Raw genomic sequence first — 20,663 nt, 5'->3', positions numbered from 1 at the left:
TCACGACCGGACGGGATCGCACTCTCCGCCTGATCTCTGGCTCGCCTTTCCAAGGTTCGTCTTTCGACAATGAATGAGGAGTCCATCATGGATAACAGCATGAAAGCCGCCGTGGTACGTGAATTCGGTGCACCGCTGGTGATCGAGGAAGTCGCGGTACCGCGACCGGGGCGTGGCGAGATTCTGGTCGAGGTCGCCGCCTCCGGGGTCTGTCACACCGACCTGCACGCCGCGCATGGCGACTGGCCGGTGAAGCCCAACCCACCGTTCATCCCGGGACATGAGGGAGTGGGGACCATCGCGGCGGTGGGCGAGGGTGTGACCCACGTCAAGGAAGGCGACCGGGTCGGGGTGCCCTGGCTCTACTCGGCCTGTGGCCATTGCGAGCACTGCCTGGGCGGTTGGGAGACGCTGTGCGAGAGCCAGCAGAACACCGGCTATTCGGTGAATGGCGGCTTTGCCCAGTACACGCTGGCGGATGCCGGCTACGTGGGGCGTCTGCCGGACAGCGTGGGCTTCGTGGAGATCGCGCCGGTGCTGTGCGCCGGGGTCACGGTCTACAAGGGGCTCAAGATGACCGACACTCGCCCCGGTCAGTGGGTGGTGATCTCGGGGATCGGCGGGTTGGGTCACATGGCGGTGCAGTACGCCCGCGCCATGGGCCTGAACGTGGCGGCGGTGGACGTGGATGATGCCAAGCTGGAGCTGGCCCGCCGTCTGGGGGCCACCGTGACCGTGAATGCCATGAAGGAAGACCCGGCAGCCGTCATCAAGCGCGAGATCGGCGGCGCACACGGCGCACTGGTGACGGCGGTGTCGCCCAAGGCCTTCGATCAGGCTCAGAACATGCTGCGCCGTGGCGGTACCCTGGTGCTCAACGGCCTGCCGCCGGGTGACTTCCCGCTGCCGATCTTCTCCACGGTGCTCAACGGCATCACGGTGCGTGGCTCCATCGTCGGCACGCGTCAGGACCTGCAGGAGGCGCTGGACTTCGCCGCGGAAGGCAAGGTCGCGGCCACCGTTCAGACCGGCAGGCTCGAGGATATCAATGACATCTTCGGGCGCATGATCGACGGCAAGATCGAGGGGCGCATCGTGCTCGACATGAAGTCTTGAGGCGTTCAGTGTCCTGAACTTGAACTCTCTCCACCGACGACAGGTCTGCAGGATTCGGCAGGATTCGGCAGGATTCGGCAGGATTCGGCAGGATTCGGCAGGATTCGGCAGGCGGCAGGAGACCAGACACGACAACGCCAGCCCCGGGGCTGGCGTTGTCGTGTCTGGCATGGCCGTGTGCGTCAACTCTTACGCGGGCACTTCAAGGAGCTCTCCATGACGAGCTCGGGCTTCTGCTCATACCGTGCCGAATTTCTCGTTCTCACCCATGTCCGGGGTGTGGTCCTTGTCGAGGTTGGCGCGCGCAATCTCATAGAGTTGATACGCCTTGCTCTCCTTGGCCTTCCAGTGTTCACCGGATTGCACCTTGACCTCCAGCAGAGTGACATCGGGGTCATCCTTGCCTTCCGGGAACCAGGCGGCCACGAACGGATTCCAGAACTTGTCGATCAGGCCCTGATCGCGGTGCAGATTGGCATGACCGCTCAGCGACACATAGACGCCATCATCCTGATCGGAAAAGCTCAGGCAGACCTCGCTGTCCTTCTTTGCTTCAAACACCTTCTCGGCACTGGCTCGCGTGAAGAACCACAGGGTGCCGTCGTAGTCATCCTGCACCAGATGCATCGGGCGGGCATGTGGCATGCCGTCACCCTGCGTCACCAACATGCCGACCTTCACATCCTTGATCAGCTTCCAGATCTTCTGCTTGTGCTCCGGGCTCGACATCGTGTGTCACTCCTTTGCCTCATGCGAATGAAAATCCGGCTGGCTAGCCGTTGAACAAGACCTTGGAGCGACACCCCACAACTTCAAGGGATGATGATGAAGCTTTCGCTTGATGAGTCAGTGCTTGATGAATCAGCGCTTGATCAATCGGGGCTTGATTCAGGCGCCCGGGCGGCTCACTGCGCTGCCGGTGCCTGCCAGGCCTCGCTGCCCCACAGCGGCACGCTGCTCAGCGCATGCTTGAAGCTGCCGCTGGTTTCCTTGGTGCTGTAGGCGATGTAGAGCAGGCTTTGGGAGTCACGGTCCAGAATACGCCGGATCTTGAGGCTCTTGAGCAGCACGCTCTTGGACTTGCGATAGACCTCCTCGCCACTCTTGGAGGTGTCGATGTCGGCGAGCATCGCCGGGGTGATCGGGCCGGTCTGGCGGCAGGCGATGCTCATGTCGGAGGGGTCGGAGAAATCGAGATTCGCCTCGATGTTGCTCAGGTGACAGGTCACGCCCGGCACCTTGGGGTCGATCAGGCTCTCGATCTTGATGTCCTTGGTGGTGAACAGGCCCAGCGAGACATCCCCGACCTCATTGTCGTCACAGCCGGCCAGCAGCAGGCCAGAGGCGATCACGCCCAGCAGGGCGGCACGAGGGGATAGGCGGCGCAGTCGAGTCATGGGGTCATCCTTGAGTCAGTGGGTAAGGCGAAGGCGGCAAGGCGATGATAGCGTGTCGGGCGACGTCCGGGCCTCACTCATCGCCGAAGACTTGCAGATTCAGCAGGTGGGAGCTGCCCAGCCACATCACGCCTTGGGTGTGATCAAAGAGATCATCACCGGTGCCGGCGTGCACGAAGATGTCCAGCGTGCCGCGATTGAGCGCCAGCCACGGGATGATGCGCCCGAAGTCTTCGGGAGCGAAGGACAGCTGACAGCTCCACAGCGGGTGCGGGCCTACCGGCTGCTCATGGAAGCGACCGACGCGCAGCGGAAAGTGCTGCTCGGCCTGGGCCGCCAGCTCGCGAGCGGCGGCCAGACTCTGCTCATCGGTGTAGTAGAGGTGTGCGTGGTAGTAGTGGACCTGCGGTGTCATGGCGTTGCCCCGATCATTCTCGAATGTCTGTCTGAAAGCGTGGACCAGAAGGTCATGCTGGCTGGCGATAGAGGTCGCCAGGCGTGATGGCGCGCGGAGATCAGCCCCAGGCCTTGTAGATCAGCTGTACGCCGACCAGTGCCATCGCGAGGATGATCAGGCGGAAGAACAGCCTCTCGTTGACGCGGGATTGCAGCCACAGGCCGCTCCTGACACCTGCCCAGGCCACCGGCACCAGTAGCAGCGAGGTGGACAGACTGGTGAGGTTGACCTCGCCCAGCGCCACGTAGGGGCCCAGCTTCATCAGATTCATGCCTGCGAAGATGATCACCGTGGTGGCGATGAAGGTCTCCTTGGGATGCTGACGCGGAATCATGTACAGGTTGTAGGGCGGGGCACCGGCGTGGGCGAAGAAACTGGTGAAGCCGGCCGTGGCACCGGCAGGAATGGCCAGCCAGCGCGGCAGCGGATTCCTCGCGGTGGGCTTGAACAGCATGTAGGCGGCGAACAGCAGCGAGATGACGCCCAGCAAGCCACGAATCATGTTCTCGTTCAGCTCATCGAACAGCACCACGCCCACCGCGATGCCGATGGCGGCGCTGGGCAGGATGATGCGCACCTCCGACCACAGCTGCTTGCCCCACCAGGCGCGAGCGCTGAGAAAGTCCATCACGATCAACAGCGGCAGCAGGATGCCGGCCGCTTCCAGCGGACCGATGGCCAGCGCCATCAGCGGCACGGAAAGCGAGCCGAACCCGCCGGCGAAGCCGCCCTTGGAGATGCCGGTCAGGTAGGTCGAGAAGACGATCACGCTCCAGGCCAGGGCGGAGTAATCGGGCAGGGTCAGCAGAGAGTCGAGAAGATCGGTCACGGGCAGCTCTTGTCAGTGGCAGTCAGGACGAGGCCGGGGCCGGGGCGTGTCATTCTCGCCATGTCGCTCCCGTCATATCGTGCTCGCCATGTCGTGGTCAGGTGTCGTCACGCCGTCGGCGTCATGCCATTGTTGAACAATTCCGTCCGGTCTTCATCCCGACACGCTGCAATGAAGTCTTTCCCTTGACGCACCAATGCGCTAAAAGGCGCATGTCGCACAGTGTTTTCTTTCGAGACACTGGGCGAGCAGCCTGATCTGGCAGGAGCTGTCACGACGCCTGTCGCTCGTTGGTCGAACAATCTCTGAGGTGGCGATGTCACGCGCTCCATTTGAAATCAGCGGTACCCGCATCGCGCCGGGCACACGGGCTCAGGTCGATGTGCCGGTGGCCAAGCTCTACACCCACGCACCGTTGCACATTCCTGTCGAGGTCGTGCATGGACGACAGCCCGGGCCCGTATTGCTGGTGTGTGGGGCGATTCATGGCGATGAGATCAATGGCGTCGAGATCGTGCGGCGTCTGCTCAAGAGTTCCAGCCTCGCGCGGCTGCGCGGCACCTTGATCGCGGTGCCCATCGTCAACGTCTTCGGCTTCGTGCAGCACACGCGCTACCTGCCGGACCGCCGTGACCTCAACCGCTGCTTCCCGGGCAGCGAGAGCGGTTCGCTGGGCTCGCGGGTGGCGGCGCTGTTCCGTGAGCAGATCGCCGATCAGGCCACCCACATCATCGACCTGCACACCGGCGCGATCCACCGCACCAACCTGCCGCAGATTCGCGCCACCATGAGCGGCAGCGACGCCACGCGCCAGATGGCGGATGCCTTCGGTGCACCGGTACTGCTGAACGCCGAGCTGCGTGAAGGCAGCCTGCGTGCCTATGCCAGTGGCCGTGGCGTGCCGGTCATCACCTATGAGGCCGGCGAGGCGCTGCGCTTCGATGAGTGGGCGATTCGTCCGGGGGTCAGCGGCGTGAAGCGCGTGATGCGCTCCATCGGCATGCTGGCCAAGGACCGCGACCGCAAGCCCAGCTCCCGCGCGGTGGAGATGTCCAACGGCTCCAGCTGGGCGCGCGCCTCCATCGATGGCATTGTCCAGAGCCGCGTGGGCTTGGGAGACCGCGTCGAGAAGCATCAGGTGCTGGGCATCGTCGCCGACCCCTTCGGCAACAGCGAAAGCGAGGTGCTGTCGCCCGCGGATGGCATCATCATCGGCATGGCCAATCTGCCGCTGGCCAACGAGGGCGAGGCGCTCTATCACGTGGCGCGCTTCCATGCGATCGATGATGCCGAGAGCGCCGTCGACAACTTCCAGCAGCTGTTCGTGCCGGACTCCATCTAGGCGGTTTGTTTCACTTCAGGCCACTTTATGGCCCTGTTGCTGGTAGTGACAACGCAAACGCCCCGCTCAATGAGCGGGGCGTTTGCGTTGTTGCAGCAGCCTGTCGTGTCGTCGTCGGTAGTGAAGATGACGACGACTGCGAGATCAGCCGTGGCTGGTCTGGGTCTCGAGCGGGCCGTCATGACGCGATTCCGCGCCGTGCATCCAGTCGACCAGCTTGCCGGCGAACACCAGCAACAGCAGGCCGCCGAGCACGCCCGTGATGGCGATGCCACCGAACACGCTCATGGCGCCGGCTTCGCCGACCAGCGAGCCGATCATCCCGGCCAGGTAGTTGGCCAGTGCCACGAAGGCGAACCAGGCGCCCATCATCAGCGCGCCCATGCGAACCGGCGACAGCTTGGTGACCATCGACAGGCCCACCGGCGACAAGCACAGCTCGCCCAAGGTGTGGAAGAAGAAGGCACCGACCAGCCACATCATCGAGGCGCTGCCCGCGGCTTTCTGCTCCAGCACCGCGCCGATCATGCATACGAAGCCGATGCCGAGGGCGATCAGGCCGAAGGCGAACTTGACCGGCGAGCTGGGCTCGCGGTCATTCATGCGTGTCCACAGTCCCGCCAGCAGTGGCGAGAGCAGGATGATGAACAGCGGGTTGAGCGACTGGAACCAGGCCGCCGGGACTTCAAAGCCCATCAGCATGCGGTCGGTGTAGTCCTGCGCGTACAGTGCCATCAGGCCGCCGCCCTGCTCGAAACCGGCCCAGAACAGGATGGTGAACAGACCCAGCACCAGGATTACCTTGATGCGATCGCGCTCCTCGCGGCTCAGCGGTGTCCTGGTGGTGCTCCTCTTGCTCAGGCGAGCCTCGCGTCTGGCGCTGGGCTCCACGCCGAGCTCGCCCAGATGGCGTGGCGCGAAGATCAGCTGGATGGCGACCGCCAGCAGCATGCCGATACCCGCCACCAGGAAGCCGGCGTTCCAGCCATAGCCTTCGGCCATGGAGCCCGCGACGATACCTGACAGCAGCGCACCGAGGTTGATGCCCATGTAGAAGATGGTGAAGGCGCCATCACGACGGTGATCGCCCTGTGGATAGAGATCGCCGACCATCGTCGAGATGTTGGGCTTGAACAGGCCGTTGCCGACGATCAGCAGGCCGAGACCGACATACAGCAGCATCTCGGCATCCAGACCACTCATGTCCGGTGGCACGGCCAGCACGAACTGGCCGGCCGCCATGATCAGACCCCCGATCAGAATCGCGCGGCGTGCGCCCAGCCAGTTGTCGGCCAGCGCGCCGCCGAACATCGGCGTGATGTATACCAGCCCCGTGAAGATGCCATACAGCTGCAGGGCATCGCCCTGATTCCAGCCCAGCCCGCCGCTGGTGACGGCATCGGTGAGATAGAGCACCAGCAGGGCGCGCATGGCGTAGTAGGAGAAGCGTTCCCACAGTTCCGTGGAGAACAGCAGATAGAGTCCGGCCGGGTGCCCGAACAGCTCACGGCTGTTGGCTCCGGAGGGGGAGGATGTGGACATGGAACCTCGAAGGATGTGTCAGCATGAGCAGCGCAGTCCGTGATGGGGGACTGCATGGACCGGTCCACAGGTCTGTGGGGGAAGCCGGTGACGGAGCCGTTGTATGGCCGTCAACACGTCAGCACGACGTGACGATGACGTGACCTGTTGTTGTCCGCATGGTCAGTCATTCTGCGCGAGACGCCCTTGTCAGACAATCAAACGAAAGTCATGCATGTCATTGGTATTAAAGGAGTTATCAGCTTATACAGCGACGCAGGGTTGCGTGTTTCGGCATCTGTGAATGTTCTGTCATCGCGCCTTTCGCGATAGGGGCTGCCGGTCGCTGGCTCGACGGATCGACGGATCGACGGATCGTTGGGGATGTTGAGAACATGGGAATGCCAGAACGACGACACCCGGCACATGGGCCGGGTGTCAGTGAACGGTCTTCTGGAAATGCTGCGTTCCTGAGGAAAGGGGCAGAGGCTGCCGGATCAGGCCTGTTCGGCCTGAGTCTCGGGCTGGTGCTCCGGCACGCGCGCCATGGCGTCATCGATCACCTCGATGCCCGCGCCCGGCTTGTGGGCGTTCTCGGAGACATGGCGGCGGAACTGGCGTCCGCCCGGCTGGCCCTGGAACAGCCCCAGTAGATGGCGGCTGATGTGATTGAGGCGCACGCCCTCGGCGAGACGCTTCTCGATGTAGGGGCGGAAGGCACGCAGCGCATCGTGGCGGCTGGTGTGCGGATTCTCGGCCTCGCCGTACAGCTCGCTGTCCACCGTCGCCAGCAACCAGGGGTTGTGGTACGCCTCACGGCCGACCATCACGCTGTCGACATGCTCCAGCTGCGCGTGCAGCTCATCCATCTGCTTGAGACCGCCGTTGATGCCGATATGCAAGGACGGGTGCGCCTGCTTGAGGCGGTGCACGCGGCCGTAGTTCAGCGGCGGCACATCGCGGTTCTCCTTCGGTGACAGGCCCTGCAGCCACGCCTTGCGTGCATGCACGCTGAAGGTGTCGCAGCCGGCGTCGGCCACGGTGCTGATGAAGCGCTCGAGATCGGCGTCCTCATCCTGATCATCGATCCCGATACGGCACTTCACCGTCACCGGAATCTTCACCTGCGCCTGCATCGCCGCCACGCATTTGGCCACCAGCTCCGGATGGCCCATCAGACAGGCACCGATCATGTTGTTCTGCACGCGATCGCTCGGGCAGCCGACATTCAGGTTCACCTCGTCATAGCCCCAGCTCTCGGCGATCGCCGCACACTCGGCCAGCGCCTGCGGGTCACTGCCACCCAGCTGCAACGCCAGCGGGTGCTCCGTCTCGTCGTGACCGAGGAAACGCTCGCGGTCCGGATTGAACAGCAATGCCCCGGTGGTCACCATCTCCGTGTACAGCAGCGTACGACGGCTCAACACGCGCGCGAAGGCGCGGTAGTCACGGGTCGTCCATTCCATCATCGGCGCAACGGAAAAGGTGCGGTCAATCGGTGTCATCGGCATGGCAGTCATATCGGCTGGTGTGGGAGCGATTTTCGCGGGCATTTTACCATTTTGATCCCATGAATGCAGGAAAGAATGTATATCGTGGTCTATAGTCGTTTTATTCGATTATTTTGTTTTAGTGTAAGCTTGTAAGTGGTTTTGTTTTATTGGTAATAATTGTGCTGGGGGGGGAGTAGCAACTTTAGTTAGGTAAGCTTCTAGAATATTTTCGACTGGAGATAAGTGACATGGACGTGGCGAAATGTATCTTAGATGATATAAACTATTACATTGCTAGCTTCTCGGAGCTACCAGAAGGAGAGTTATCGGAAAAGAGGCGAGCTCTCGTATGCACAGGTTGTGGTAATCAAGCTTACTTTAAGCGTGCCGCGACTAGTGGTCAGGGAGCTTGTTTTGGGGCAAGGCCTCATGCGAAAGATTGTAAATTTGCTACTCCTGAGGCTGAGGAGATAAAGGGAGAGCTTGAAGATAGGAGCATTTTAACTAATCCAGGTAATCGCATAATTCTTGATCTTCAGTATGGAGCACATGAAGGTTCAAATGTTTCTCCTGGTGGCCCCGAAGGAAGTACTAATCCTAGAGGGATGAGGTACATAAGTGAAAATGCCGGAAGAACGGCAGACTCCCGAAGAAGGCTCAGTACTGTTTTAAGGAACCTTATTGCCTCGGATGATTTTAGGCGGTCTGAAACCGTTGTTGAAGTTTCTCAAGAAATCACAATGCCAATTAAAGACTTTTTTGTAAATTTCAGTATGGTTGATGATAGCTTTATAAATAAAAAGCGAGGGTTTTGGGGGCTGATATATGATACTGGGGATGGTGTAGAAGGTAATTTATGGCTGAATACTGGAAAAAAAGACAAACTAAGTATTCTAGTAGTGGGTGAGATGTATCCAAGATTTAAAGATAAGTTCAGGCTTGCTGATTCAAATAGTCCTGAAGGGATGCATGTGTTGGTTATCGGAGAGTTAAAGAAGAGTAGCAGAGATAAGTTGTATATCATGTTAGAGGGTTTGGAGAGATGCGCGCTTTGTGACGATAAGTAGTACTGTCTGTTTTAATAAGGGCGATTTATGCATCGCCCTTATTCGTTAATGCACTCTTAGCGCCTCGATATCCTGGGCGATGTCTTCGGCGAGCTGGCGGACGGCGTCGCTTTCGCCTTCACGCTGGGCGTAGGCGCGCAGGCCCATGACTTCGGCCTGCAGGCGGCGACCGAGGCGTTCCGGCTGGTGAGCGGGGCGCTCGGGGTCGACGAGTTCACCGGCGTCGCGGGCGTCCGCGAAGGCCTGGCGGAAGCGGGCTTCCATGTTGGCGAGCAGCGTCTCGACCTTGTCGCGGGCGGCCTGTTCACGCTCGCCGAGTTCCAGCAGGCTCTTGGCCAGCATGCAGGCGCGGGACGGCACTTCGCAGTCACGTAGTCCGCCGAGCTTGCGAATATAGGTGGCGAGGGCGGTCAAGGGTGAGTCGTGACTGGCCATCAGGCTTTCCATCTCGCGCAGGCTGCGCGCGGAGTAGCACTCCAGCGCTTCCTGGAAGAGGCCATCCTTGCTGCCGAAGGTGGCGTAGATGCTGCCGGGACGCATGTCGAGCGCGCGCTCGATGTCCTTCAGCGAAGTGGCATGAAAGCCCTTCTGCCAGAAGAGATTCAGCGCCCGGTCGAGGGAGTCCTGGCGGTTGTGCAAGGTCGCGCGTGGCATGGCTGTCCTGACGATGGGGCCCGCGAGTGACGCCTGACTCCACACAGTGTGGAGGGGAGGCTGATCCCGAGGAGCAAGGTATTGAGTGAGTACTCAATTTTAACTTGAATGACCGCTCAAATCCAGCTAGTGTGTCCCACGACAACGTAGTGAAGCGCATGAGCAGGTCTTTTTTTGAGCAATTGCTCATCATCATGGGTAGCGACGACGTTCACGACGCCTCCCCAGCCCTGCCATTGCGCTCATCTCGTCCATCATATTGAAGGAGTCATCATGACCGATTTCACGCTGCACACTGCCGATACCGCCCCGCAGGACAGCAAGCCGCTGCTCGACAAGTCCGTCAAGGCCTTCGGCATGGTGCCGGGTCTGCACGCCGTGATGGCCGAGGCGCCGGGCCTGCTGGAAGGCTATCAGGTACTGCACCAGCTGTTCCTCGACAGCAGCTTCAATGATGAAGAGACCACCGTGGTGTGGCAGACCATCAATGTCGAGCACAACTGTCACTATTGCGTGCCGGCACACACCGGTATCGCCAAGGCGATGAAGGTGGATGACGCCATCACCGAGGCGCTGCGCAACGAGACGCCGCTGCCGACCGAGCGCCTGGAAGCCCTGCGCACCTTCACGCTGGCCGTGGTGCGTGAGCGTGGTTTCGTCGATGACGCTACCGTGCAGACCTTCCTCGATGCCGGCTACACCAAGCGCAACGTGCTGGAAGTGGTTCTTGGCCTGTCCCAGAAGGTGATGAGCAACTACACCAATCACCTGGCCGAGACGCCGATCGACGAGCCGTTCAAGAAGTTTGAATGGCACAAGCAAGGCTGAAGCCGCAGAACGGATGATGCATGACCTGCGAGAGGGGTGAAGCGCGCCGTCACTCAATCTTAATGAAAATATTTCTCATTAGTGTTGACGGACGCGTGCTCGCGACCTAATCTGGGGCCATCGCTTCCCCGCCATGGGCAGCGGTGCCCCGGTCAGTGGAGTCAGGCCCCTTTCCGGGAGGCTTCTCATCAGACGTTTTACGGTCCTTGCCAGCGGCTCCCCTCACGGGTGAGCCGCTTTTTTCATGCGCAAAAAAAGACGCCTCCTTCGCTTGCACGAGGGAGGCGTCCGGAAGCGCTTCTCGAGTCATTCGCTTTCCCTCTGCCAATGACAGGGAGGAAGGCTTGCGAGTCGAGCGGTGCTTCGTGCCCGCCAGAGTGTGGATGTCAGGTCCGAGGCGGGCGTCTCATCAGGCCAGTCACGACCTTGATATTCTGGCGGCATGATACGTCAGCTCATCGATGGAGGCCAGCCGTGATGGTGAGATAAACGCTGTCTCAATGGTTAATGAAAATAATTCTCATTGGTATTGACGGACGATCTGTCAGGGCATAATCTTGGGTCATCGCTTCCCGCCATGGAACGCGATGGCCAGAGCAGCGGAGTCAGGCCCCTGTTCAGGTTTCTCCTCATCAAGCTAGTCACGGTCTTCGGGCGACTCTTCGAGTCGCCCTTTTTCTTGGCGGTGTCACGGCTGTCAGCGTCTGTCGTGCCTTTCTCCTGCCTCTGTCAGGCCCCGCACTCCCGGTATCTCGTCTAGAATGGCCCTTCCTTCAGGTCATTCACACGGGACCGTGTATGATTACCCTCTACCGCCTTCATGAAGACGGGCGCCTGCGTGGCGAGCAGATCGTGCTGCCCGACATGTCCGACGGCGAGGCGCCGCAGCTCGCCGACAGCCATGAGCAGGCCAGCGCCCTGCATGCCGAGCGGCTGGCCAGTGATGAGCTGGCACCTCCGGTACTGGTGCGTGGCGATGTGCTGTGGATCGACCTCTGCCAGCCCGATGAGGCCGAGCAGCGCTGGGTGAGCGAGCAGTTCAGCGTGGAGCTGCCGCAGATCGAGGAGCTCGAGGAGATCGAGTCGTCCTCGCGATTCTATCTGGCCGGCGATGGCATCCATGTCGTCTCGCTGTTTCCCCATCGCAGGGGGCGCGAACCGCAGACCGCCAACGTCGCCTTCCATCTGCATGGGCGGCAGCTGATCAGCATGCGTCACGAGGAGATCGGGCTGTTGCGGCTGTTCCGCAATCATCTGCGTCGCCAGCGCCTGAGTCCCCAGGATGGCTGGGACGTGCTGCTGGCATTGCTGGCGATGAAGGTCGATTACCTGGCCGATGAGATCGAGGACATCTATCGCGCGCTGGAGGTACTGGGCAAGCAGGCGGTGCACCCTGAATCGCTGGAGGACACCCTGCATGGCATCCTGCTGCAGGAGCGCTACAACGACAAGGTGCGCCAGGCCCTGCTGGACAGTCAGCGGCTGTTGCGTCAGCTGACGCGCCATCTGCCCGCCGAGCCGCATCACAAGGCTCGGCGTCAGGAAATTCGCGACATGCTGCGCGATGTGGATTCGCTCAATCCGCACACCACCTTCATCTTCGAGAAGGTCAACTTCCTGCTGGATGCCTCGATCGGTTTCACCAACCTCGACCAGAGCCGCATCATCAAGATCTTCTCGGTCGCGGCAGTGGTGTTCATGCCACCGACCCTGATCGCCAGCATCTACGGCATGAACTTCCACTGGATGCCGGAGCTGGACAAGGACTGGGGCTATCCCTTCGCGCTGTGCCTGATGGGGGCATCGGCTCTCTCGACCTACCTGTTCTTCAAGTGGAAGAAGTGGTTGTAAGTCACTGATCAAAGGCAAAAAAAAGCGCCTGGCGTCGTGAGACGGCCAGGCGCGCAAATAGCTTGCATTACTACACTGAAGATCGCCACCGAGGCCCGGGATGGGCCGACGGCGAAACCGCGCGTGCGGGTGTCGCCATGCAGACCAGTCACCGGGACCCGGTGGGATGAGCAGTGCAACTACCTGAGCGCGAACCTGAATCGCCTGACTGCGCCACGCAGGCCAGACGCTTCACGGTCTAGTCCGGAAGCAGACGGTCGATGCCGCGACGCGTCTGCTCCCGCATGTTCGAGGTGCCCAGTATAGGGCGACGCGCTTTGGAGAATAAGCGCGTACAATCGAAAACTAGGGTTTCCAATATGGAAACATGTTCGCGTGGTCACGCAGGACGCTCGTCAATGGGCGTCTGGAGCTGAATCAACTCTGGAGTATGGAATGGCGACGCTTGATGCCCTGCGGGTCTTCGTCGAGGTGGTACGAGCGGCGAGCTTCACGGCCGCCGCGAGACGCCTGGGAATTTCCAAGTCGCTGGCGTCCAAGCGCGTGGCGGCACTGGAGGAGCAGCTGGGGGTGAGTCTGATCAATCGCTCGACCCGCAAGCTGCACCTCACCGAGGCGGGGCGCATCTATTACGAGCACGGGCTGCGCATCCGCGAGGAGCTGGAATCCGCCGAGGCGCGGGTGCAGTCCGTCACCTCCCAGCCGATGGGCCAGCTCAAGGTCTCGGCGCAGGTGTCGTTCGGCTTCATGTATCTGGCCGCCCCGACCACCGCCTTCATGCGCCGTTATCCGGACGTCAGCGTCGAGATCCTGCTGGAGGATCAGCGCTTCGAGCCCATCGATGAGTCGGTGGATCTGGCGATTCGCATGGGACCGTTGCCGGATTCCTCGATGGTCTCGCGGCCTCTGTGCAAGGTGGTCTATGGCCTGTATGCGGCACCGGATTATCTGGCGCGCGTCAATGCCCCGCCGGTGCAGCCGCAGGACATCCGCGCCTTCGATACCATCTTCTACGGCAATTACGATCTGGGTGCCCACTGGCGCTTCACGCTCAACGGGCAGCCCTTCGATGTGGAGCCGGAGTCGCGGCTGGTGATCAACAATCTGCTCGGCGTGGTGGAGGCGGCCAAGGCCGGTTTCGGTCTCGCCTATCTGCCGACCTTCTCGGCCCGCGCAGCAGTGGAAAGCGGTGAACTGGTGCCATTGTTGCAGCCCTACTGGAACGAGCATGGCTCGATGGTGGTGCTGTTCCGCTCACGCAAGTACCTGCCCGACAAGACGCGTGCCTATCTCGACTTCATCACGGAGTGGTTCCAGGAGCATCTGCAGCTCTGATCGCCCCCGCAGCTTCCGTCACCAGTCGATCGGCTCGCCGGCCCAGTCACGGAAGCCGCCGCTGTCCTCTGGCGACAGCTCACCCGCCACCCGCAGCAGGCGACGCGCCACGTAGCCTGGCGTGAACAGCTTGTGCTCGGGGACCCGCGCCTGAAAGGGGGCCGAAAGCCCGGTATCGGTGGTGCCCGGATGCAGCGCGACCAGCACAGCCTCGGGATTGCGGCGCGCGATCTCGATGGCGGCGGTCTTCAGCAGCATGTTGTGACTGGCCTTGCTGGCACGGTAGGCATACCAGCCGCCACTGCGGTTGTCGCTGATCGAGCCGACCCGCGCCGAGAGCGAGGCGAAGATCAGCGGCGTGCGCCGGCGCAGGCGTGGCGCGAGCATCCCCAGCAACAGGGCCGGGACGAAGGCATTGACCTGATGCAGGCGCGTCAGCGCGGCCATGTCGAGATCCTCGAGACGTTTCTCGGGCCACAGTGCCGCGTGCTGCTCAAAGGCTTCCTCATGCAGCAGCCCCATGGTGTTGAGGGTCAGTGCCGGTGGCTGGCCTGGCCTGGGCTCGTTCTCCTCGTGCTTCTCCTTCTCCTTGTTCTCCTTCTCCTTGTTCTCTTCCTGCCCCGTGTCATCCAGTTGCTCGCGGAGCCAGTCTGCCAGCCGCGCCATGCCCTCGTCGGTGGTCAGGTCAGCCTGCAGTGAGGCAAGTGCGGGATGTGCCGGCAGACGCGAGACGTCACGGCTGACCGCCAGCACCCGGCCGCAGCGTTCGTGGGCGAGCAGCTCTTCGAGCATCGCGCGTCCGATACCACCCCCGGCACCCGTCACCAGAGCGGTGAAGCCCTGTGGGAGGCGTGCAAAGGTGTCAGCGGCCAGTGGTTGATCCTTGAGTGTGGATTCCGTCATCGTCCCTCCCGCGAAAGCGTTCAAGTCAGGCTTGATTCGTGGTGCGCGCCATCAGGCGTGCCAGCCGCGAGTCGGCCTGCAGTGTGATCGGCGTGGCATCTTCCTTGAGTCTCCCTTCTTCCAGCAGTGCCAGACGCGCAAAGCGCTCAAGCCCCAGCGGCTGATGGGTGATCATGATCAGGCTGCGTCCCCGGCAGGCCGTGAGAATCGCGCTGATCACCCGTTCGGCACTCTCGCGATCCAGACCTTCACAGGGCTCGTCGAGCAGCACGATCGGGGCGGGCGAGAGCAGCGCCCGTGCCACGCCGAAGCGACGCAGCTGGCCTCCGGACAGCGAACGGCCCCCCTCGTCCGGGAAACCGGCCAACCCCTGCGGCTGTCGGGCCAGCCACTCGCCAAGCCCCAGGCTTTCCAGCATGTGGATGAGTGTCTCATCACTGGCCTCAGGCGCGGCCAGGCGCAGATTGTCAGCGTAGCTTGCGCAGAACAGATGCGTGTCCTGCGGACAGACGGCGAAGCTTGCGCGCAGTGTGGCCTCGTCGAGCGACTCAAGCGCCACACCGCCCAGATGAATGCTGCCGGAATTCGGGGCATGGAAGCGGCTGAGCACTTCCAGCAGGGTGCTCTTGCCGCTGCCGGAGGGGCCAAGCAAGGCCAGATGCTCGCCCGCTGCCAGGCTCAGCGACAGCTGCTCGAGCACCTGAGTGTCGCCATGCGCGACATTCAGGTCATGGATCACCAGTTCATGCCCGACAGGCGTGGCGGCGGCGGAGTCCTCCGGAAACTGTGGCGCCGGGGTATCGGCCTGTACCTGGTTGAGGCGCGCGGCCGCCGACAGGCAGCGGCCCAGCCCCTGCCAGGCCAGCGGCAGGGGGGCGAGGGCTTCGAAGGCACCGAGGATCGCCAGCAGAAACAGCGCCAGCAGGCGGCCGTCGAGCAGCTCGCCGGCATGGGCGGTCACGTCACCGACAGCCGTCTGCGTCTGGGGCGCCATCTGCATGACGCCGAGCAGGGCGACCCCTGCCAGCGTCAGCCCCAGCAGCGTATGGCTCAGCCAGGTGGCCAGCGCCTGACGACGCGCCTGGGAGCGCTCGATGCGATCACGCTCGGCCTGTTGCTCCGCCAGGCTGGCAAGCTCTGCCTGCCAGCGTCCGTAGATGACCAGCTCGCCCAGGCCCTGCAGTCGCTCCAGCAGACGGGCACGCAGGTGACTGGCGGAGGCCTGATGGCGCATGGCATCGCGGCTGCCAAGATGCCAGGCCAGCCACGGCACCAGACCCCCGGTCAGCGCCAGCCCCAGCACGGTGATCAGCGCCAATGTCGGCGCGAAGACACCGATCAGCGTACCGGCGGCGAGGATGGCACACACCGCCACCAGTGACGGAATCAGCACGCGCACATAGAGGCTGTCGAGGGCATCGACATCCGCGCCCAGACGCGTCATCAGCTCGCCCTGCCCGGCACGCTGCAGAGCGGCGGGGGAGAGGGGTTCGATGGCGTCGAACAGACGACGACGCAGGCTGGCCAGCAGGCGCAGCGTGCCTTCGTGGGTGGTGACGCGCTCGCCATAGCGTCCGGCGGTGCGCGCCAGTGCCAGTCCGCGCACGCCAGCCGCGGGAGTGAAGAAGTTGAAGGCCTGGGTGGCCGCGACGCTCACGCCGGCCACGGCGGTGGCGGAGAGGAACCATCCCGACAGCGCCAGCAGCCCGGTGGCTGCCAGCAGGGTGATCAGCGCCAGCAGGGTGCCGACACCCAGCCAGCCCCGGTGCTCGCGCATCAACGCCAGGTAGGGACTCAGTTCGCCAAGCGATGGTGGCCGGGCGGTCGGGGGGACGTCAGGGGGTGTCATGCATCACCTCGCGGGCTGGTGGCCTGCAGGTGCCGATCTTCCACCAGGCGGCCGCCTTCGAGACGGATCAGCCGCTGGCAGAGTGGCAGCAGTTCGGGACGATGTGTGAGCAGCAGCAGGGTGCGGCCTTCGCCGAGGCGTTGCAGTGCCCGGATCACACGTGCCTCGCTCTCGGCATCCAGACTGGCGGTGGGTTCGTCCAGCAGCACCAGCGGCGCATCATGCAGGAAGGCGCGCGCCAGCGACAGGCGGCGTGCCTGCCCACCGGACAGTGGCTGACCGCCCTCGCCAAGCGGTGTCGCGAGTCCGTGGGGCAGGCTGGCGTGCCATGTGGACAGGTCGGCCTTGGCCAGCGCGGCCTCGAGTTCGTCGTCGCTGGCCTGAGGCTTCGCCAGTCGCAGGTTGTCGGCCAGCGTGCCGGACAGGACCACCGTTTCCTGGCCCACCCAGGTGGCCGTGCCGGCCGGGAGACCCTGGGTCAAGGGATGTCCATTCAGAGACAGCATGCCGTCGGCGACCTCGACGAAGCCCAGCAGCAGGTTGAGCAATGTCGACTTGCCTGCCCCCGAAGAGCCGGTGATGGCGATTCGTTCACCGGCGGCGATCTGCAGTGACAGCGGGCCCAGCGCGGGGGGCGTGTCCGGGAGCTGGCCGGCATGGCGCACGCTCACGTCCTGCAGTCTCAGGGCGCTGAGGGCGATGGGCCGGGTCGCGCTGTGAGGCGGCGCGGTGTTCACGCCGTCGGGCGTCTGCTGACGGGAGAAGGGGGTGGCACCGACGATCGGCGCCAGGTCGAGCGCGGCCGCTTCGGCCTCGGCCTTGGCGTGATAATGCACGCCCAGCTCGCGCAGCGGCTGATAGAATTCGGGTGCCAGCACCAGAATGAACAGGGCGGTCTGCAGCGTCAGCGGTGCCTCGTCCCAGGTGCCGAACTGCAGATGACCGAGGAAGTGAAAGCCGAGATAGACCGCCAGCAGCGCGATGGACACGGCGGTAAAGAATTCCAGCACCGTGGAGGACAGGAAGGCGAGGCGCAGCACGCGCATGGTGCGCTTGCGAAAGGCGTGACTGACGGCCTCGACCTGGGCGCCGCGTCTGGCGCTGCCGAACAGCTTGAGGGTCTTCAGGCCGGTGAGCAGGTCCATGAAGTGGCGCCCCATGCGGTCCATCTCCTGGAATTGCTCGCGGGAGCGCTTGCGCGCCGCGATCCCGACCAGAATCATGAAGATGGGCACCAGCGGGGCGGTGATCGCCAGAATCAGGCCCGCCGCCCAGTTGAGCGGAAAGACGACCGCCAGCAGCAGCAACGGGATGAGCCCGGCCAGGCGAGTCTGGGGGCGAAAATCGGCGTAATAGCCATGCAGCGACTCGACCTGGTCCCAGACACGGTTGGCGAGGCTGGCGCGGTGCTGACGATGCACCCACAGCGGGCCGAGTTCGGCGAAGCGCTGCAATAGACGCTCTCGCAGGCGGCGACGGATCTGCTGACTGGCACGGGTGCCAGCGTAGCTGCGCAGCCCGCCAAGCGCGCCTCGCAGCGAGAGGCTGGCGGCGAGTACCGCGATGGCCGGCCACAGTGTCATGAGCGACTCGCGCTCGATCGCCACGCCCTGGGCGAGGCGCGCGATGCTCCACGCCTGTGCCAGCAGCACCAGGGTCGAGAGCAGGGCGCAGCCGATGGCGATGTTCGGCCAGTGGCCGCCAGCTCGGGCCAGGGTCTCCAGCCAGCGGCGTGGCACGAACTCAGGCGACGAGGCGTCAGCGTCAAGGGGGGAGGCAACATCAGACGAGGCGGTGGTTCGGGACATGCTGGCTCCTGCCGGTGGTGGCAGAGGGGGTGGTGAGAAGGCGCGGGCGCCAGGCGTCACGGCGGACGATCATCGGGCGTCAGCTTACCGCCGTGGAGGCGTTGGCACACGGTGACGCACTGTCGCACATCTTCACCTTGCGTATAATATGCCCCCAGTACAGGCTGCCGAATTGAAGCGTGTTGGCCGGGCACCACTTGCCAGGCTGGTTCGAGATCTTGTCGCGCCTCGCGCCCGGCCGTCATCTCGAGACGCTTTTCGACACCCTTCTTGACACTCCCCCTGAAATACTGGACTCCACATGACCGTTCGTACGCGTATCGCACCGTCGCCGACTGGTGATCCCCACGTCGGCACTGCCTATATCGCCCTGTTCAACCAGTGCTTCGCTCGTCAGCACGGTGGCGAGTTCATTCTGCGTATCGAGGATACCGATCAGACCCGCTCCACCGGTGAGTCCGAGCAGATGATTCTCGACTCGCTGCGCTGGCTGGGCATCGAATGGTCGGAAGGTCCGGATGTCGGCGGCCCCCATGGTCCGTATCGCCAGAGCGAGCGTGGCGACATCTATGCCGCGCATTGCCAGCAACTGATCGATGCCGGCCACGCCTTCAAGTGCTTCCGCACCAGCGAGGAGCTGGATGAGCTGCGCGACTCCCGCAAGGCTGAAGGTCTGCACATGGCGCTCAAGCCGTCCGATCTCGCCCTGCCGGCCGAGGAAGTGGCACGTCGTGAAGCGGCGGGTGCGCCCTTCGTCATCCGCATGAACGTACCGGAAAGCGGTACCTGTGTGGTCAAGGACATGCTGCGCGGCGAGATCGAGGTCGACTGGGCCCAGGTCGATGCGCAGATCCTGCTCAAGTCCGATGGCATGCCGACCTACCATCTGGCCAACGTGGTGGATGATCACCTGATGGAGATCACCCACGTGATGCGCGGTGAGGAGTGGATCAACTCGGCGCCCAAGCATCAGCTGCTGTATGAATACTTCGGCTGGCAGATGCCGGAGCTTTGCCACATGCCGCTGCTGCGCAACCCGGACAAGACCAAGCTGTCCAAGCGCAAGAACCCGACGTCCATCCTGTATTACCGCCGCATGGGCTATCTGCCGGCAGCCGTGATCAACTATCTCGGGCGTCTCGGCTGGTCCATGCCGGACGAGCGCGAGAAGTTCACGCTGAGCGAGATGCAGGAGCACTTCGACATCCAGCGCGTCTCCCTTGGCGGCCCGGTGTTCGATGTCGAGAAGCTCAGCTGGCTGAACGGTCTCTACATCCGTGACCTGTCCGAGGACGAGCTGCTGAGCGAGCTGCGTCAGTGGGCCTTCAACGAGTCCTACGTCAAGCAGATCCTGCCGGAAGTGAAGCCGCGCATCGAGACGCTGTCCGAGGCGATTCCGCTGGCGGGGCACTTCTTCTCCGGACTGCCGGCCATCACGCCGGACGACTTCGCCAAGGCCAAGCTTCAGGGCGAAGACCTGGTGCGTCAGATGCAGTTCCTGACCTGGAAGCTCGAGGCCGTGAGCACCTGGGACAAGGAGCACCTGCTGGCGGAAGTGAAGCTGCTGTCCGAGCACTTCGAACTCAAGATGAAGGACTTCCTGGCGCCGGTGTTCGTGGCGGTGACTGGCTCGGCGACCTCCACCTCGGTGATGGATGCGATGGTCATTCTCGGTTCCGACATGACCCGTGCACGTCTGCGTCATGCCGTGGCAGTGCTGGGCGGCGTCTCCAAGAAGGCTGCCAAGCGCTTCGAGAAGGAATATCGCGAGCTGTAAGGGTGTCAGTGATGCCTGAAGGGCCCCCATGGCGAACGTGTGTCATGGGGGCATGCGCTGCAGCAGGGCGCTGAGCCTTCTCAAGGCGCTGTCGGACTGCCCTGGTGGGCCTGATGCGCCGCGCGACGGAATTGTGTGAAAAAGAAGTTGACGACTACGAGGCGGGTCAGTAATATACGCCTCGTTCTTGAGAGACGGGGCCTTAGCTCAGCTGGGAGAGCGCAACACTGGCAGTGTTGAGGTCAGCGGTTCGATCCCGCTAGGCTCCACCAAGTTTCTCAAGCGACTGCGTCCCATTCGTCTAGTGGTCCAGGACACCGCCCTTTCACGGCGGTAACAGGGGTTCGAACCCCCTATGGGACGCCACTCTTCTGACATCTCGAGTCGCCTGTGATGGCCTCGGGAAGTCAACAAAAAGCACACCTTGCGGGGTGTG

General features: G+C 62.8%; 17 protein-coding genes and 2 tRNA genes. 9 read left to right on the top strand and 10 right to left on the bottom strand.

Going from position 1 to position 20,663, the window contains the following annotated elements:
• The first annotated feature begins 87 nt into the window (after window positions 1-87).
• On the top strand, window positions 88-1,116 hold the full coding sequence (gene adhP / locus QD228_RS05115) for an alcohol dehydrogenase AdhP (RefSeq protein ID WP_271302417.1): 1,029 nt from the start codon (window positions 88-90) through the stop codon (window positions 1,114-1,116).
• Between the two features lie 237 nt (window positions 1,117-1,353).
• Here adhP and QD228_RS05110 read toward each other — a convergent pair whose 3' ends face one another.
• The 4 genes from QD228_RS05110 to QD228_RS05095 form a co-directional block, all read right to left on the bottom strand.
• Entirely contained in the window at window positions 1,354-1,845 is a 492-nt protein-coding gene (locus QD228_RS05110) for a pyridoxamine 5'-phosphate oxidase family protein (protein ID WP_084209317.1), read from the bottom strand.
• Between the two features lie 176 nt (window positions 1,846-2,021).
• Window positions 2,022-2,513, bottom strand: coding sequence for a CreA family protein (locus QD228_RS05105; protein ID WP_077379193.1), 492 nt, complete (start codon window positions 2,511-2,513; stop codon window positions 2,022-2,024).
• Between the two features lie 73 nt (window positions 2,514-2,586).
• Complete coding sequence (locus QD228_RS05100) at window positions 2,587-2,928, bottom strand: DOPA 4,5-dioxygenase family protein (protein ID WP_279874670.1); 342 nt, start codon at window positions 2,926-2,928, stop codon at window positions 2,587-2,589.
• Between the two features lie 100 nt (window positions 2,929-3,028).
• Window positions 3,029-3,799 (bottom strand): sulfite exporter TauE/SafE family protein, encoded by a 771-nt coding sequence (locus tag QD228_RS05095; RefSeq protein ID WP_254696411.1) that lies wholly within the window; start codon window positions 3,797-3,799, stop codon window positions 3,029-3,031.
• Between the two features lie 316 nt (window positions 3,800-4,115).
• Here QD228_RS05095 and QD228_RS05090 point away from each other — a divergent pair, with 316 nt between their 5' ends.
• A complete protein-coding gene (locus tag QD228_RS05090) occupies window positions 4,116-5,141 on the top strand; it encodes a succinylglutamate desuccinylase/aspartoacylase family protein (RefSeq protein ID WP_077379197.1) in 1,026 nt (341 codons plus the stop codon).
• A gap of 144 nt (window positions 5,142-5,285) precedes the next feature.
• On the opposite strand, the gene QD228_RS05085 is transcribed toward QD228_RS05090, so the two are convergent.
• On the bottom strand, window positions 5,286-6,683 hold the full coding sequence (locus tag QD228_RS05085; RefSeq protein ID WP_176493629.1) for a peptide MFS transporter: 1,398 nt from the start codon (window positions 6,681-6,683) through the stop codon (window positions 5,286-5,288).
• A 476-nt stretch (window positions 6,684-7,159) separates the two neighbouring features.
• Window positions 7,160-8,167, bottom strand: coding sequence for a tRNA dihydrouridine(20/20a) synthase DusA (gene dusA / locus QD228_RS05080; RefSeq protein ID WP_279874667.1), 1,008 nt, complete (start codon window positions 8,165-8,167; stop codon window positions 7,160-7,162).
• Window positions 8,168-8,403: 236 nt separating this feature from the next.
• On the opposite strand from dusA, the gene QD228_RS05075 reads away from it, so the two are divergent.
• The gene (locus tag QD228_RS05075; RefSeq protein WP_279874665.1) at window positions 8,404-9,222 is read left to right on the top strand and encodes a hypothetical protein; all 819 of its coding nucleotides are present in this window, start codon (window positions 8,404-8,406) and stop codon (window positions 9,220-9,222) included.
• A gap of 45 nt (window positions 9,223-9,267) precedes the next feature.
• Here QD228_RS05075 and QD228_RS05070 read toward each other — a convergent pair whose 3' ends face one another.
• Window positions 9,268-9,876: a helix-turn-helix domain containing protein gene (locus QD228_RS05070; protein WP_279874663.1), complete on the bottom strand. Its 609-nt coding sequence runs from the start codon at window positions 9,874-9,876 to the stop codon at window positions 9,268-9,270.
• Between the two features lie 273 nt (window positions 9,877-10,149).
• Here QD228_RS05070 and QD228_RS05065 point away from each other — a divergent pair, with 273 nt between their 5' ends.
• From QD228_RS05065 to QD228_RS05055, 3 genes are all read left to right on the top strand, one after another.
• Window positions 10,150-10,704, top strand: a complete 555-nt coding sequence (locus QD228_RS05065) for a carboxymuconolactone decarboxylase family protein (protein WP_077379203.1) — start codon at window positions 10,150-10,152, stop codon at window positions 10,702-10,704.
• 798 nt (window positions 10,705-11,502) lie between these two features.
• Window positions 11,503-12,555: a magnesium/cobalt transporter CorA gene (gene corA / locus QD228_RS05060; RefSeq protein ID WP_279874661.1), complete on the top strand. Its 1,053-nt coding sequence runs from the start codon at window positions 11,503-11,505 to the stop codon at window positions 12,553-12,555.
• A 435-nt stretch (window positions 12,556-12,990) separates the two neighbouring features.
• Window positions 12,991-13,890 (top strand): LysR family transcriptional regulator, encoded by a 900-nt coding sequence (locus QD228_RS05055; RefSeq protein WP_043333112.1) that lies wholly within the window; start codon window positions 12,991-12,993, stop codon window positions 13,888-13,890.
• 18 nt (window positions 13,891-13,908) lie between these two features.
• Here QD228_RS05055 and QD228_RS05050 read toward each other — a convergent pair whose 3' ends face one another.
• From QD228_RS05050 to cydD, 3 genes are read right to left on the bottom strand one after another with little or no spacing between them, the layout of a single operon-like run.
• Complete coding sequence (locus tag QD228_RS05050; protein WP_279874659.1) at window positions 13,909-14,793, bottom strand: short-chain dehydrogenase; 885 nt, start codon at window positions 14,791-14,793, stop codon at window positions 13,909-13,911.
• A gap of 25 nt (window positions 14,794-14,818) precedes the next feature.
• Window positions 14,819-16,642, bottom strand: a complete 1,824-nt coding sequence (cydC, locus tag QD228_RS05045) for a thiol reductant ABC exporter subunit CydC (protein WP_279874658.1) — start codon at window positions 16,640-16,642, stop codon at window positions 14,819-14,821.
• Window positions 16,639-18,450 (bottom strand): thiol reductant ABC exporter subunit CydD, encoded by a 1,812-nt coding sequence (gene cydD / locus QD228_RS05040; protein ID WP_279874656.1) that lies wholly within the window; start codon window positions 18,448-18,450, stop codon window positions 16,639-16,641. The genes cydC and cydD overlap by 4 nt, the downstream gene beginning before the upstream one ends.
• 301 nt (window positions 18,451-18,751) lie before the next feature.
• On the opposite strand from cydD, the gene gltX reads away from it, so the two are divergent.
• The 3 genes from gltX to QD228_RS05025 all read left to right on the top strand — a co-directional run bounded on the left by gltX (window position 18,752) and on the right by QD228_RS05025 (window position 20,593).
• A complete protein-coding gene (gltX, locus tag QD228_RS05035) occupies window positions 18,752-20,227 on the top strand; it encodes a glutamate--tRNA ligase (RefSeq protein WP_077379213.1) in 1,476 nt (491 codons plus the stop codon).
• A 196-nt stretch (window positions 20,228-20,423) separates the two neighbouring features.
• Window positions 20,424-20,499: transfer RNA gene (locus QD228_RS05030), tRNA-Ala, on the top strand.
• A gap of 18 nt (window positions 20,500-20,517) precedes the next feature.
• Window positions 20,518-20,593, top strand: a tRNA-Glu gene (locus QD228_RS05025).
• Window positions 20,594-20,663 lie beyond the last annotated feature (70 nt).

Source organism: Cobetia sp. 3AK (genome assembly GCF_029846335.1).
In the GTDB taxonomy this organism is placed as follows: Bacteria; Pseudomonadota; Gammaproteobacteria; order Pseudomonadales; family Halomonadaceae; genus Cobetia; species Cobetia marina.
The sequence above is the reverse complement of the archived record's forward strand: the minus strand, read 5'-3'. Positions and strand labels throughout refer to the sequence as shown.